The sequence below is a fragment of the uncultured Fibrella sp. genome, assembly GCF_964250085.1.
In the GTDB taxonomy this organism is placed as follows: Bacteria; Bacteroidota; Bacteroidia; order Cytophagales; family Spirosomataceae; genus Fibrella.
Window position 1 is genome coordinate 837,866 of the sequence record NZ_CAXUEC010000002.1, and the last position, 13,766, is coordinate 851,631.

Annotated in this window: 14 protein-coding genes; 7 read left to right on the forward strand and 7 right to left on the reverse strand. The window is 52.2% G+C overall.

Going from position 1 to position 13,766, the window contains the following annotated elements:
• Positions 1-204: 204 nt before the first annotated feature.
• Positions 205-969, reverse strand: coding sequence for a hypothetical protein (locus ACFE8Q_RS08980; protein WP_375445031.1), 765 nt, complete (start codon positions 967-969; stop codon positions 205-207).
• Positions 970-1,091: 122 nt separating this feature from the next.
• On the opposite strand from ACFE8Q_RS08980, the gene ACFE8Q_RS08985 reads away from it, so the two are divergent.
• A complete protein-coding gene (locus ACFE8Q_RS08985; RefSeq protein WP_375445032.1) occupies positions 1,092-1,865 on the forward strand; it encodes a UDP-2,3-diacylglucosamine diphosphatase in 774 nt (257 codons plus the stop codon).
• A gap of 125 nt (positions 1,866-1,990) precedes the next feature.
• Here the strand turns inward: ACFE8Q_RS08985 and ACFE8Q_RS08990 are convergent, their stop codons facing one another.
• The 3 genes from ACFE8Q_RS08990 to ACFE8Q_RS09000 form a co-directional block, all read right to left on the reverse strand.
• Entirely contained in the window at positions 1,991-2,890 is a 900-nt protein-coding gene (locus ACFE8Q_RS08990) for an SDR family oxidoreductase (protein ID WP_375445156.1), read from the reverse strand.
• 122 nt (positions 2,891-3,012) lie between these two features.
• The gene (locus tag ACFE8Q_RS08995; RefSeq protein ID WP_375445033.1) at positions 3,013-3,852 is read right to left on the reverse strand and encodes a crotonase/enoyl-CoA hydratase family protein; all 840 of its coding nucleotides are present in this window, start codon (positions 3,850-3,852) and stop codon (positions 3,013-3,015) included.
• Between the two features lie 71 nt (positions 3,853-3,923).
• Complete coding sequence (locus ACFE8Q_RS09000) at positions 3,924-4,370, reverse strand: type I restriction enzyme HsdR N-terminal domain-containing protein (RefSeq protein WP_375445034.1); 447 nt, start codon at positions 4,368-4,370, stop codon at positions 3,924-3,926.
• A 38-nt stretch (positions 4,371-4,408) separates the two neighbouring features.
• On the opposite strand from ACFE8Q_RS09000, the gene ACFE8Q_RS09005 reads away from it, so the two are divergent.
• A complete protein-coding gene (locus ACFE8Q_RS09005; RefSeq protein ID WP_375445035.1) occupies positions 4,409-5,182 on the forward strand; it encodes an AMP nucleosidase in 774 nt (257 codons plus the stop codon).
• Positions 5,183-5,259: 77 nt separating this feature from the next.
• Here the strand turns inward: ACFE8Q_RS09005 and ACFE8Q_RS09010 are convergent, their stop codons facing one another.
• Positions 5,260-6,600, reverse strand: a complete 1,341-nt coding sequence (locus tag ACFE8Q_RS09010) for a tetratricopeptide repeat protein (RefSeq protein ID WP_375445036.1) — start codon at positions 6,598-6,600, stop codon at positions 5,260-5,262.
• A gap of 275 nt (positions 6,601-6,875) precedes the next feature.
• Here ACFE8Q_RS09010 and ACFE8Q_RS09015 point away from each other — a divergent pair, with 275 nt between their 5' ends.
• Entirely contained in the window at positions 6,876-7,310 is a 435-nt protein-coding gene (locus ACFE8Q_RS09015; RefSeq protein WP_375445037.1) for an Hsp20/alpha crystallin family protein, read from the forward strand.
• A gap of 63 nt (positions 7,311-7,373) precedes the next feature.
• Here ACFE8Q_RS09015 and pyrR read toward each other — a convergent pair whose 3' ends face one another.
• Complete coding sequence (pyrR, locus tag ACFE8Q_RS09020; RefSeq protein WP_375445038.1) at positions 7,374-7,934, reverse strand: bifunctional pyr operon transcriptional regulator/uracil phosphoribosyltransferase PyrR; 561 nt, start codon at positions 7,932-7,934, stop codon at positions 7,374-7,376.
• 108 nt (positions 7,935-8,042) lie between these two features.
• Here pyrR and pth point away from each other — a divergent pair, with 108 nt between their 5' ends.
• The 4 genes from pth to ACFE8Q_RS09040 all read left to right on the forward strand — a co-directional run bounded on the left by pth (position 8,043) and on the right by ACFE8Q_RS09040 (position 11,424).
• The gene (gene pth / locus ACFE8Q_RS09025; protein WP_375445039.1) at positions 8,043-8,603 is read left to right on the forward strand and encodes an aminoacyl-tRNA hydrolase; all 561 of its coding nucleotides are present in this window, start codon (positions 8,043-8,045) and stop codon (positions 8,601-8,603) included.
• Positions 8,604-8,843: 240 nt separating this feature from the next.
• Complete coding sequence (locus tag ACFE8Q_RS09030; protein ID WP_375445040.1) at positions 8,844-9,278, forward strand: hypothetical protein; 435 nt, start codon at positions 8,844-8,846, stop codon at positions 9,276-9,278.
• 236 nt (positions 9,279-9,514) lie between these two features.
• On the forward strand, positions 9,515-10,444 hold the full coding sequence (locus ACFE8Q_RS09035; protein WP_375445041.1) for a helix-turn-helix domain-containing protein: 930 nt from the start codon (positions 9,515-9,517) through the stop codon (positions 10,442-10,444).
• A gap of 98 nt (positions 10,445-10,542) precedes the next feature.
• Positions 10,543-11,424: an SDR family oxidoreductase gene (locus ACFE8Q_RS09040; protein ID WP_375445042.1), complete on the forward strand. Its 882-nt coding sequence runs from the start codon at positions 10,543-10,545 to the stop codon at positions 11,422-11,424.
• A gap of 71 nt (positions 11,425-11,495) precedes the next feature.
• Here ACFE8Q_RS09040 and ACFE8Q_RS09045 read toward each other — a convergent pair whose 3' ends face one another.
• Positions 11,496-13,766: an NADP-dependent malic enzyme gene (locus ACFE8Q_RS09045; protein WP_375445043.1), complete on the reverse strand. Its 2,271-nt coding sequence runs from the start codon at positions 13,764-13,766 to the stop codon at positions 11,496-11,498.

Below are 13,766 nucleotides of genomic sequence, written 5' to 3' on the forward strand. Positions count from 1 at the left end.
TTTCATACCAGGCTTAGCAGCTAGGTCAGGTAGAAATTAAGCAGAAAACAACGTACCTGCTTTGGCCTGACCACAGCTACAAACTCATAAAAAGTAAACATCATGGCCGAATCCAACGTCATAGCGACCAGTCAGTCAGTCTGGTCCAAAAAAAAACCTCTCTCTGGGCAGAGGGAGGTTTTTAGACAACGGGTACTATATACGTTAATGGCTTCCCAGCACCTCATCGAGTATAACATTAGCTAGAATTGCTGCATGTTGCCGGGCCATTGTCACATTGTCACTGGTGTTTACCCGCACATTCAAAATGTGATTGTTAAGCAGAACGTGCATTGTTTTTGTCGATGCATCCCACACCGCTTTATCGCCCAAACCAGGGTAAGCAGCAAACTGGGCGGTCGTAATGGCGGGCGGGGTCAACTGAGTGGCCGCCGGTGTTTGACGGGATACGCTCGTTGCTGTGTCGTTTTTAGCTGACGCATCCTGTTTTGCCAGCGAACTGGTGGCTGATTCGGCTGGCATTTCGGCACCCGTTCCTTCCGGTTTTGGCCCGCTCTGCGGCTCTTCCGTTGCCACTTCGGGTGCTTTCATCCTGGCCGCTGGCCTGTTCTGGAACATCCGGTCGAAAGCGTACTCGGCATGGTAAATGGACTGATAGGGCCGTTGTGTAGCAAATGAAACGTCTACTTCATTTTTGCCCCAACTAAATTTTCCGCCCTGCGCCTCGTCCACTACGTCTACTTCGGTATCGCCCCCAAGTTTGAATGTACCGCGTACCAGTTCTTCGGCCAGCAGGTTGCTCGCTTTGTCGTATATCGCGTCATTTGATAACATGCGCACCCCCACAACCTGACGAGCCAGGTAAGGGCTTGACGTGCCGCCTGCATCATTGGCATCGTCGCGATCTCCGGGTCGGCACGATACCATGCCCAGTAAAGCAATTGAGAAGAGAATGGCTGATTGTTTCATAAGTCGATGTATAACTTCCTTCTCAACCCGATTTAGCAACAGATTGTTATGAGACGGATCGTAGCATTTGTCAGGCGCGAGAACAGGTATGGCCTGCGGTTTCTGATGTATTTTTGCCCCACATGGACGCTATTGACCGTATTGCCCTACCACCGGGACGCCAAATCTATTTTGCTTCAGATTTTCACCTGGGCACTCCTTCGCCTGCCCAGAGCCGTGAGCGTGAGGCTGTTATTGTCCGCTGGCTCTCGACGATAGAGGCCGATGCAGCCGCTATTTTCCTCGTTGGCGACGTGTTCGATTTCTGGTTCGAATACAAACATGCCATTCCGAAAGGATTTGCGCGATTGCAGGGTAAGCTCGCCGAACTCGCCGATGGAGGCATGCCCATCACGCTTTTTACCGGTAACCACGACATGTGGATGCGCCACTACTTCACCGAGGAGTTGGGCATTCCGGTGTATCGTCAGCCACGTTCATACGAGTTGGGCACCAGACAGTTCCTGATCGGCCACGGCGATGGGCTTGGTCCCGGCGACCATGTGTATAAGCGCCTTAAGAAGGTATTTGAAAGCGGACTGGCCCAGCAGGCTTTCCGATGGCTTCATCCCGATCTGGGCATTGGTCTGGCACAAGCCTGGTCGCGCCGAAGCCGGATTACCAATACGGAGAAAGGAGAAGATGTGTTTCGGGGTGAAGAGCATGAGTGGCTCTGGCATTACTGCCGTGAAGTAGAGGCCAGTCAACACCACGATTACTACATTTTCGGTCATCGCCACATTCCCCTCAACCTGGCCGTCTCGCCTACCAGTCGCTACATCAATCTGGGCGAGTGGGTTCACGCCCGCACCTATGGTGTTTTCGATGGCGAAACGGTGTCAATTGTCAGTTATTAGTTGATTGGTTATCGGTTGATTAGCAGCTTACCCCCACCCCCCTGAAGGGGGCTACTGCGATGCAACATACCATCGCGGAGCTTTAGCCCCCCCTCAGGGGGGTGGGGGTTAAGCCGAACCATTAACTAATTCTCACTTTTGCCTTCCTTCTTACTTTCCCGGTTGGCTTGCTTGATCGTTTCGCCGATCATGTCCCACTGCTGTTCTGTCACCTTTTCAAGATGACTAAATTCTCCTGCAGCCAGCACTTCGCCGCCGTCGATAGTGATGCACTCGCCGGTAACGTACCCGGAAAAATCGGATAGCAGGTAGGCCGCCAGGTTAGCCAGTTCCTGATGCTCACCGACCCGTTTCAGCGGAATACGGCTCGTAGGGTCCATCATACTGGCCAACGGCTCAGGAAAGAGGCGGTCCCACGCGCCTTTTGTTGGAAATGGCCCCGGTGCAATGGCGTTGAGCCGGATACCATACTTGCCCCACTCCGCAGCCAGCGACTTAGTCATGATCAACGCACCACCCTTGGCCACCGCCGATGGAACAACGTACCCAGAACCCGTTGTGGCATAAGTCGTTGAGATGTTCAGTACTGTTCCCTTAATCTTGTTTTCGATCCAGTATTTACCGACAGCCAGTGTAAAGTAGTACGTTCCGCGCAACACGATGTCGACCACCACATCGAAAGCTTTGTACGAAAGACGTTCGGTAGGGCTGATAAAATTACCCGCCGAGTTATTCAGCAGTCCATCAATCTGGCCAAAGCGAGCTACAGTCTCGGCAATAACTTTCTCGATAGCCAGCGGGTCACGAACGTCACAGGCAACGGCCAGCACCTGTCCGGCCCCGGCCTGCTCTTTCAGTTCATCGGTTAATTCCTGCGCGGTCTGATCCAGCACTGCCTGACGGCGGCTGCAGATGGTGACGTTTGCGCCGAGTTGCAAAAAGTAACGGGTCATCGATTTACCAAGGCCCGTGCCGCCACCCGTTACAATGATCGTCTTCCCGGCCAGCGCATCATCGCGCAGCATTCCTGTGTTTGCCATATGAAGTGAATGAGTAAAGTAGTGAATGAGCGAAAGAGTGAATGTTTCAAGGCCTGAATCAGCAGAGCAATGCACTCTTTCGCTCATTCACTAGTTCACTCTTTAATTTAGTAGCCTCTGTTAATTTTCTTGTTGAATGCGGCCTGTCGACGCTCGGAGGTTGCTTGCATGGCTTCCGAAAAATCCATTGACTCTAACTGCGACGAATTCCAGACGGCTACATACTGCAACCCGGCGTCGATCGATTTATCGAGGCTGTAGTTCAGCACTGCTTTAGCCCCCTGCACGGCCAGGTACGCGTTATCGGCAATTTGCTGAGCCAGTTCATCAGCTTTAGCAAACAACGCCTCGGGCGTATCAAGCACGTGATTGACCAGGCCGGTACGCAGCGCAAACGAGGCATCGTAATCACCGGCCGTGAATGCCATTTCGCGGGTAATGCCCTCGCCAATGATGCGCGGCAACCACTGCAACCCACCAATGTCGGGGGTAATGGCAAGTTTCGCTTCGCGCAGGCTGAATTTGGCATCGGCCGAGCAAAGCCGAATGTCGGCGGCAGAAATCATGTTTAGCCCACCGCCAATACACCAGCCATGAACGGCAGCAATAAATGGCTTGGGTGATTCATGCATCTTCTGAAAACCCGACTGCATCTGCCGGATCATGTCCATCAGTTCGCGCCGACGGTCGGCCATTTGATTGGCCCCCACCATAGCGGCGAGCTTGGGCATCATCTGGGGTAGATCGAGGCCATACGAAAAATGGTCGCCGCTGCCCCGTACGATTACCGCCCGGACATCATCCATGCCGTTGATTTCGTCGATCGCCCGCGGTAGTTCGGCCCAGAAGTCGGGGCCCATCGCATTGCCTTTACCAGGCCCCAGCAAGGTTAACGTCAATACTCCGTTCTGAGTGGATGTAGAAAGCGATTGATAAGTCTCTGCCATGACGGGTAGTATGCGTGCATACTATTTTGGTGCAGGGCAAAGGTATAAATTCCCCTAAAAAGACAAGGCTGCTACCCAATAAATACCGGGAAATCGTCGAGGAAAGTGATGCCTGCCGTCTGGTGGCACACTTCGCAGCAATAATGCGTGAGCCCGTTTGTTATGACCAGATAGGGAGCCTGGTGCACGTGGTTATACCGCGCCGCCTGATCAAAAACAGCCTGCGTAAGTGGCACGTGGGGCGCCTTGCACTCAACGATCAAAAACGGTTTTCCATCGCGCGTGAAGGCTACCAAATCCGTACGTTTCTGGGTAGCGTTCAACACCACGCCCCCCTCCGACCGGATCAATGATTTGGGGTATTGGTAATGCGTAATCAGTAAATTAACCACGTGCTGACGTACCCACTCTTCGGGCGTGAGGCGGACATGCTTACGGCGTAACAAATCGAAAATATACGGTTTGCCATTGATCTCCGTAAGTTTACAATCGAATTCAGGCAGATTAAGCGCGTCCATACACGAAGATAAGCGAGTAGAGGGCTCCATTCATAACCATGAAAACAAAAGAAGAAATTGTACAGAATTGGCTACCCCGATACACAGGTACGCCCATTGATCAGTTTGGCGAGTATATTCTGCTGACTAATTTTATCAACTATGTTGAAATGTTCGCCCAGGAACATGAGGTGGAGATTTATGGCATTGGTCGGGCAATGCAGACGGCAACCGCCAATAATATCACCATCATCAACTTTGGCATGGGCAGCGCCATGGCCGCCACCGTCATGGACTTACTGTCGGCAATCAGCCCGAAGGCCGTACTGTTTCTGGGGAAATGCGGCGGCCTGAAACGACGTACCCTGCTTGGCGATCTGATTCTGCCGATTGCCGCCATCCGGGGCGAAGGTACCAGCAACGACTATATGCGGCCGGAAATTCCCGCCCTGCCCTCCTTCCGACTACAACGGGCCGTGTCGTCGACAATCAAGAAGCATGAACTGGATTACTGGACGGGTACCGTGTACACCACCAACCGCCGCATCTGGGAGCATGACGAAACGTTCAAGGAATACCTCCGCGAAACCCGCGCGATGGCCATCGATATGGAAACGGCTACCATCTTTACCGTAGGGTTCGTCAACGCCATTCCGCACGGGGCGCTCCTGCTGGTTTCTGATAACCCGATGGTCCCTGAAGGCGTAAAGACCGAAGAAAGTGACAAGAAAGTGACAACCACGTTCGTCAACAAACACCTGCAAATCGGCATCGACTCGCTGCTCGAACTGGCCACCTCCGGCGAATCCGTAAAACACCTGCGATTCGAATAACAACGTACCCCGGACTTCAGTCCGTCTGTATATTACTGAGAAACAAATACAGACGGACTGAGGTCCGGGGTACGTTGTTAATTGCAATAATCGCTGATCACTTTGTAGGCGGGTGTGTAGCCTAGCTCACCTGATTTCGATAGGTCAAGGCAGCCGCCGTTATCATCGCCTAGGCCATGCCGGATGATACCCCGAACATAGAACGCTTCGGCATAGCGCGGATTGAGTTTGATGGCACTGTTGCAATCCAGAATAGCCCCTCTCTGATCATTCTGCGCCGACTTGATCAAGCCCCGGCTAAAGTAAGCTTCAGCGTAAGTGGGGTTCAGTTCAATGGCTTTGTTCAGGTCGATGATGGCCGCTTTGGAATCGCCTTGCTTGTTCTTGCTCATGCCCCGGCTGAAGTAAGCTTCCGACCGTTCAGGCGACAGTTCGTTCAGCTTGTTTCGCTCCTGAACCACATTGAGCAAACTCCCCAGCGTAGCCCGGCTAATCCGGCCACTAAAGAGCGGTTTGGCTTCGGTGTTCGTGTTGTTCAGTTCAATCGCCTGGTTAAAATCCTGCACCGCTCCCTTCTGGTCGCCCAGTTTGCCACGGCAGAAACCCCGGCCGTAGTAGCCTTTATAGTTTGTGGCATTGAGTGCAATGGCCCGGTCATAATCGCCGTTGGCTCCTTTGAAATCCTCTAGTTTACCCTTCGCAAACCCCCGATTCAGGAACGATTCGGCGTCGTCGGGCGTGATTTCAATGGCTTTGTTCAGGTCTGTGATAGCTCCATTAAAGTCATTCAGTTCAATGCGCGAGGCACCACGAGCGGCGTAAGGCTGCGATTTTTTAGGACTGAGTTCAATCAATTTAGTAAAGTCGGCCAGGCTACCGGAATATTCTTCGAGCTTCTGCTTGGTTATGCCCCTTGAGTAAAGAGCCGCCTGATTGGCAGGCTCCAGCTCGAGCGTACGGTTGAAATCCTGCAACGCCCCTTTGAACTGGTCAAGCTTACTACGACTCACTCCCCGGTTGTAATAAGCCTGGGCATCTTCCGGGCTCAGTTCAATGGCACGTCCATAGTCGAGCAGGGCCGACCGGTGGTCTTCCTGTTTGCTTTTACTCACGCCACGGCTCAGGTACGCCAAGGCATCTTTTGGATTTATTTCGATAGCCCGGTCGTAATCTAAAATGGCACCCCGGTGATCTTTCAGGTTCGCTTTTGCCAGACCACGATTGTAGTAGCTGGGCGCATTGTCGGGATTCATCGTGATGGCCATACTAAACGCCTGTAGCGCGCCCGTAAAATCACCGGAGCGGCTCTTGGTGACGCCACTTTCAAAGTAGTCAACGGCTGTTTGCTGGGCCATCAGCGGATTGCTGATCAGGAACCCCACCAGCACCACCACAATAAGTAGAATACAATGTTTCACAAATGACATAGTTTTAGTTACGCAGGTACAATCAATTAAGAACTTTAAAAATACATTCCGAGGATTGGCGCAACAAATTAAGTTTCTTTCCTGCTCCCTCTACTGTCAGCATTAACTAGTGCAAAGTGTACTTCAATAAAAAAATCAGACAATTTGACGGGATTGTCAATAAAAATCACCTCAATAATGACAAATAGTCAGCAAACAGCGATTGGTATTAGATTTGACTAAGGATGGGTAACCTGCTTACGAACGCAGTTAAACGATAAACAACCATGAACACCTTAGCACGCGTAAACTCAATGCCGACTTTGTTCGACACCTTTTTTGGCCCTTCATACTCGGCCCGTCCTTATATCACCCGGTACACCAAGCCAGCCCTATCTACGCCGGCCGTAAACGTAAAAGACACCGAAGCTGCCTTCCTGCTCGAAGTAGCGGCGCCCGGTGCCAAGAAGGAAAATTTCAGCCTGTCGGTGAACCAGCAAGTATTGACGCTGTCGTTCAAAGACGAGCACAATTCAGAAGAAAAGAAGGACGCTTATGTCCGTCAGGAATTCAACTTCCAGGCGTTTGAGCGCAGCTTCCGGTTGCCTAAAACAGTGAATGTCGAGGGCATCAAAGCTACTTATACCGACGGCATCCTGACGGTGGAACTTCCTAAAATGGAAGAACAGAAACCAGAAGTGAAGCAAATCGAGATCGCCTAATCAACGGCATCTACTGAACGTACCTGGAACGGCAACCTTCATTGAGGGCTGCCGTTTTTTATGTCAGTCGGGGTCAACCAGCCAGATACGGTCCTGTTCGGCGCCCTGTTCGGTCCATTCGACCAGCACCCGTTGCGTATCGAGCGTATGTACACGCTGACCAACGTAATCAGGATTGATCGGCAGATCCCGATTATATAACCGATCGATCAGTACGAGCAGTTCTACCTTTCGAGGCCGCCCGAAGGCTGTCATAGCATCCAGAGCAGCGCGCACCATCCGGCCAGTAGCCATTACATCGTCGATCAGGATGACCCGCTTGTTTTCGAGCAGGAAGGGCACATTGGTGGTGTTGGCTCGCAACGGCGAATCCCGTCGGCGGAAATCGTCGCGGTAGAAAGTGGCGTCCAGGTAACCGAGTGGCACGGTTACGCCGGGATTGGTGCCCGCCAGCGTTCGGTTCAGTTCACGCACCACCCGCTCGGCGAAATAGATTCCCCGGGGTTGCAGGCCCAGCACTACCGAATTGGCAAAATCGTTGTGGTTTTCAATCAACTCCTGACTCAGGCGGCTGATGACAATCTCCAGCAATGGGCTGGACAACACGAGACGTTTTTGATTCATGCCTTAAAAGTAGGTTTCCCGACGTAGTTTCTGGCTTTCAGCAACCAATTTTATGACCTTTACGACGGAATAATACCCTTTCCAACGCACAGTATCCAGTTAGAACTCATGAAATTTTTGATTGTAGGCCTCGGAAACATCGGTCCCGAATACGCATTAACCCGGCACAATGCTGGCTTTATGGTGCTTGATCGAATGGCAGTTCAGCATGGCTTTTCCTTTACCATGAACCGGCTCGCCTACACGGCTACCTGGTCGTATAAAGGCAAGCAATTCTTCTTCATCAAGCCCACCACCTTCATGAACCTGAGCGGCAAGGCAGTGTCGTACTATATGAAGCAGGAACATATTCCCATCGAAAACGTGCTGATACTGACTGATGATAAGGACATTGCCTTTGGCAAACTGCGGATGAAACCCAAAGGATCACCCGGCGGGCACAACGGTTTGAAAAGCATCGACGAGTTGCTGGGCACGCAGGAATACGCCCGGTTACGCATTGGCATCGGTAATGATTTCTCGCGCGGCCGTCAGGTTGATTTTGTCCTGGGGCAGTTTCCAGAAGACGAGTTGATCCAATTGCCCGACTTTTTGGATCGGGCTGGCGACGCCGTGGTCAGTTTTTGTACTATGGGCATACAACATGCCATGAATAATTACAACCAATGATATAACTTTTTAAAGAATTTTTGAATTATATCAAGAGTTACAAAACAGAGGTAGAGCCAAAACAACGCCAAACATTATTCTGAATTACCCAGACGAGAAAGAGCATATTTGGATTTTTAGCGGAAATCAACCCTTAAATTCAAAATAATATTCTAAACCAGCCCTAGTAACTACTTGAACTTCATAAACTTCCTGCGGCCAGCCTGTGTTCTATCACTGAACACAAAATAGAATAAAACAATGAAAACGCGTGTTATCTTTGCATCGTTGATTCTTGGATTAAGCATCACAGCAACATCTAACGCCGCTACCACCATAAACGATGATAGCCCGGTTGCCAACAAGCCTGCCGGAACAATACTGATTAACGGTTCAGAAAAAATGTTCAGCGCTTACGCCGAACAGAAAATGAATCAGCTTACCCGTCAGCCCGAATGGCAGACTTGTATGAATGTTGTATCGAAATACAACGAAAATCCCGTTTCGGTGCTGAATCTTTCAGAAACAGAACGTGACCAGTTTAAACAAGCTTCGTCTGTAGTTACGAAGCAGTTGGCTAAGCAAAAAGACGGCAACGCCAGCCTGTGGTTAACCCAGGTAAACAACACCGTCCGCATGATATCTTACTTCTGGGTAGTAAGCCAGGAAGTACCGCAAATGCCTGATAATGAGTAGATATAAATTCTACTAATTTAGTTGGGTTCTTGGAACAAGAAACAGTTTAAGTTAGTTTTTCAAGTAGAAAAGGTTAAGGGTTTAGGAATAGTCAGTAAAGGGCCGGGTCATTGATCCGGCCCTTTCTTTTTACCCAATCTGCCGCCGCAACCGTAGCGATTCACGGTGCCAGGCAGTAAGCCAGCAAGGCGTTTACGAAAAAGGGAATACTATCTTTGTTTTTTACAACGACCGTCATGCCACAAAAGCCCATCGAAGAACTATATGTTAAACTGGCGCCCAGGGACAGTACCGCGTCAACCGCGTTGCTACAGGCGGGTATGCAGCGAGAGGTCGGGCATTTTAACGTCTTCAATGTTGAAGACCTGATGCGCGGTAGCCGCGACAAGCCACCGATGACCTTTGACCGGCGGGCATTCTACAAAATCAGCCTGATTCGAGGCCGTAGCCAGGTCGAGTACGCCGATAACATGATTGAGGTTGATCAATGCGCCATCTGGTTTGCTACATCGAGGGTGCCATACCGTTGGCTCCCGAAAGATTCAGCCCAAGTCGGGTATTTCTGCATCTTCACCGACGAGTTTCTACAACCTGCAAAGGGAGGAATGATCTTGGGAGAACTGCCAATTTTTCAACCGGGCACTTGCCCGATATGGTCGGTCACAAACAACGAATACGCGGCAATAGAGGCCATTTTCCTGAAGATGACCCAAGAGATTACGTCTACTTTTTCGTACAAATACGACCTGCTTCGCGCCTACCTTCTGGAATTGATCTACTTTGGTCAAAAGCTTCAGCCTGATATGGCAATGGCGCCAAGCCATAATGCATCTGCACGACTGGCGGCCCTGTTCGCCGACCTACTGGAACGACAGTTTCCCCTCGATAGTCCGCAGCAGCAACTACGCCTGCGCACGGCCAAAGAATATGCTGACCAATTGGCCGTTCACGTCAACCACCTGAACCGCGTGTTGAAGGAAACAACCGGCCACACAACCACCAAACTGATTGGCAGCCGGGTATCGCAGGAAGCCAAAATCTTACTGAAACAAACGAACTGGACCGTCTCCGAGATCGCCGATAGCCTGGGGTTTGCCGACGTAGCGCATTTTTGCAATTTCTTCAAACGGCAAACAGGGTTGGTTCCCGGTGCTCTCCGGGCATAAGCCGATTGTTTGAATTATTCAGTAAATGGTTTGACCTACGCAAAGCCGTTAACCGCTGCTACCGGACCTTTGTTGCCTAATCAGCAACCAAACTCAACATGCGTGTTTTCGTTACCGGCGCAACGGGCTTCATCGGCTCGGCCGTCGTTCAGGAATTAATCGGCGCAGGGCACCAGGTCCTGGGCCTCGCCCGCTCAGAAGCCGCCGCCCAGGCACTTGCCGCCGCTGGGGCCGAAGCTCATATGGGCTCGCTCGACGACCTCGACAGCCTTAAAGGCGGTGCAACAGCATCGGATGGTGTCGTCCATCTGGCTTTCGTACATGATTTCGCCGCCTATGAAACCGCGGGTGAGACAGACCGGCGTGCCATTGACGCACTCGGAAGTACACTTGCCGGCTCAGACAGGCCCCTTATCGTAACGGCCGGCCTGGCGGGTTTTACTCTTGGCCGCCCTGCAACCGAGAATGACGTACCTACTACCCAAGCCCGTATGTCGGAACAGGCGGCAATGGAGTTGGCAGCACAGGGCGTACATGCGTCGGTGGTCCGATTGTCGCCATCGGTACATGATCAGGGCGATTATGGGTTTATACCCACCCTGATTAACATTGCCCGTGAGAAGGGCGTAGCGGCCTATGTGGGTGACGGAGTAAACCGGTGGCCTGCCGTGCACCGGCTGGATGCAGCCCGGCTGTTTCGACTGGCGCTGGAAAAAGGGGCGGTGGGTGCCCGGTATCACGGAGTTGCCGACGAAGGCGTCTCCATGCGCGACATCGCGACCCTGATCGGTCGGCATCTGAACGTACCTGTCGTTTCTAAATCACCTGAAGAAGCGCCTGCCCATTTTGGCTGGATGGCACGTTTCGTTGGAATGGATGCACCGGCCTCCAGTACACTTACGCAGCAGCAATTGGGCTGGCACCCCAGCCAGTCATCGCTTCTGGACGATCTGGAGATGGGACATTATTTTGCCGGATAAACGCGCAAAAGTGCTTTCGACTTAAGTACGAAGCTTGAGTCGAAAGCACTTCTTTATGCTGGCTAACGTACCTAATCGGCTACGGCAATGGCGACCATGTTCACAATTTCCCGTACCGAACTGCCCAATTGCAACACGTGAACGGGTTTGCGAAGACCCATCAGCACCGGGCCAATCTTTTCGATACGGCCAATTTCCTTGAGCAAATTGTAAGCGATGTTGGATGCCGCCAGACTGGGGAAGATCAGCACATTGGCAGGCTGGTCGGCCAGTGGCGAGAAGCTGTACGACTCGCGCATCAATTCCTGGTTGAAGGGCAAGTGAGCCTGCATTTCTCCATCTACAACCCAATCGGGATGGCGGGCCTGCAACATGGCCGTGGCTTCCTGCATTTTCACGGCATCGTCGCCCGTGGCACTGCCAAACGTTGAATAGGATAACAACGCAATGCGTGGCTCTATACCGAGCCGACGAACCGCGTAGGCCGTTGTTTCGGCAATTTCCACTATTTCGGCGGTATTCGGATTCATATTCACCGTGGTATCCGACAGGAAGATTGGGCCGAAGCGCGACATCAGCACGTACATGCCCGATACCTTGCGAATACCCGCTTGCCGACCAATAACCTGTAAGGCAGGGCGAAGCGTTTGCGGGTAGTTGCGGGTAAGGCCAGAGATAAGCACATCGGCTTCTCCCGTTTCCAGCAAAACCGACCCAAAGTAGTTGCGGTCGCGCATCAGATTTTGAGCTTCACCCAGGGTCATGCCTTTGCGCTTGCGTTTTTCATGCAACACCTTTGCAAACGTTTCGCGCATGCGGTCCTGGCGGGGGGCACGGTGATCAATAATTCGCGTATCGCCCAAGTCGAGGTTATGTTCCTTGAGTGTCGCCTGAATAATATCGGGGTTACCGAGCAGGATAGGCACGGCCATTTTCTGTTCGCGCACCTCTGCCACCGCCCGCAGTACCGACAGATTTTCGCCATCAGTAAACACTACGCGCTTTGGCGATTGCTGCGCCAGCCGGACCAGGTTCCGAATGAACGAGTTATCCTGTCCCTGACGCTGCGACAGACGAAGGTCATATTCGGCCCAGTCGCGAATGGCGGTTCTAGCCACCCCCGAGTCCATCGCTGCTTTGGCAACAGCAGGGGCTACCATCGTCAGCAGGCGCGGGTCGGTGGGTTTGGGCAAAATGTAGGTACGTCCAAACACCAACCCATTGATGCCGTAGCTTCGGCTTACGGCCTCTGGCACAGGTCGTCTGGCTAGTTGAGCCAGTGCCCGCACCGCCGCCAATTTCATTTCTTCGTTGATCTCGGTAGCCCTTACATCGAGCGCGCCCCGGAAGATATACGGAAACCCAAGCACGTTATTGACCTGGTTCGGAAAGTCGGACCGGCCCGTAGCCATAATAATATCGGGGCGAACAGCCGTGGCGTCTTCGTAGGTGATCTCTGGATTTGGATTCGCCATCGCGAACACGATCGGGTCGGGTGCCATGCTCTTGATCATGTCCTGCGTAACGACACCTCCTACTGAAAGGCCCAGAAACACGTCGGCACCAACCATAGCGTCGGCCAGAACGTACCCAGCGGGGTGTCGGTCGGTTGTGTATTTGTATTGATTACCAACCAGATTCGTGCGGTTTTTGGTCAACAGGCCATCTTTGTCGAAGACCGTGATATGATCGGGCGACACGCCTAGATTGACATATAGATCGAGGCAGGCGATGGCCGCCGCCCCCGCTCCGTTGACCACCAGGTTGATGGCGCTGATCTCCTTACCGGCCAGCTCAAGCGCATTCAGTAAGGCCGCGCCGGATGTAATCGCCGTTCCATGCTGATCGTCGTGCATGACCGGAATATTCAATTCCTGGCGCAGACGCCGCTCAATTTCAAAACATTCCGGTGCCTTGATATCCTCCAGATTTACCCCGCCAAAAGTCGGCTCCAGAATCTTGACCGTCCGGATAAACTCGTCGACATCGGTTGTATCTAGTTCAATATCGAACGCATCAATGTCAGCGTATATCTTGAACAGCAGGCTTTTCCCCTCCATCACCGGCTTGGAAGCAACTGCGCCAATATTGCCCAAACCAAGCACAGCCGTACCATTGGAGATGACCGCCACCAGATTTCCTTTGGCGGTGTAGTCATAGGCCCGTTCGGGATTATCGGCAATGGCCAGGCAAGGCTCGGCAACCCCCGGCGAATAAGCCAATGAGAGGTCGCGTTGATTTTCGGTCTCTTTGGTGGGGGTTATTTCAATCTTACCCGGACGGCCTTTGGCATGATAATGCAGGGCGTCTTCGCGTAGTTTGCTGGAAGCTGATGTGTTCAT

Excerpts from the sequence above, each read along its gene's own strand:
- ACFE8Q_RS08980 (WP_375445031.1), bottom strand. The coding sequence starts at position 969 with ATGAAACAATCAGCCATTCTCTTCTCAATTGCTTTACTGGGCATGGTA.
- ACFE8Q_RS08990 (WP_375445156.1), bottom strand. The coding sequence starts at position 2,890 with ATGCTGCGCGATGATGCGCTGGCCGGGAAGACGATCATTGTAACGGGT.
- ACFE8Q_RS09045 (WP_375445043.1), bottom strand. The coding sequence starts at position 13,766 with ATGAACACATCAGCTTCCAGCAAACTACGCGAAGACGCCCTGCATTAT.
- ACFE8Q_RS08995 (WP_375445033.1), bottom strand. The coding sequence starts at position 3,852 with ATGGCAGAGACTTATCAATCGCTTTCTACATCCACTCAGAACGGAGTA.
- ACFE8Q_RS09000 (WP_375445034.1), bottom strand. The coding sequence starts at position 4,370 with ATGGACGCGCTTAATCTGCCTGAATTCGATTGTAAACTTACGGAGATC.
- ACFE8Q_RS09005 (WP_375445035.1), top strand. The coding sequence starts at position 4,409 with ATGAAAACAAAAGAAGAAATTGTACAGAATTGGCTACCCCGATACACA.
- ACFE8Q_RS09030 (WP_375445040.1), top strand. The coding sequence starts at position 8,844 with ATGAAAACGCGTGTTATCTTTGCATCGTTGATTCTTGGATTAAGCATC.
- pth (WP_375445039.1), top strand. The coding sequence starts at position 8,043 with ATGAAATTTTTGATTGTAGGCCTCGGAAACATCGGTCCCGAATACGCA.
- ACFE8Q_RS09015 (WP_375445037.1), top strand. The coding sequence starts at position 6,876 with ATGAACACCTTAGCACGCGTAAACTCAATGCCGACTTTGTTCGACACC.
- pyrR (WP_375445038.1), bottom strand. The coding sequence starts at position 7,934 with ATGAATCAAAAACGTCTCGTGTTGTCCAGCCCATTGCTGGAGATTGTC.
- ACFE8Q_RS09040 (WP_375445042.1), top strand. The coding sequence starts at position 10,543 with ATGCGTGTTTTCGTTACCGGCGCAACGGGCTTCATCGGCTCGGCCGTC.
- ACFE8Q_RS09035 (WP_375445041.1), top strand. The coding sequence starts at position 9,515 with ATGCCACAAAAGCCCATCGAAGAACTATATGTTAAACTGGCGCCCAGG.
- ACFE8Q_RS08985 (WP_375445032.1), top strand. The coding sequence starts at position 1,092 with ATGGACGCTATTGACCGTATTGCCCTACCACCGGGACGCCAAATCTAT.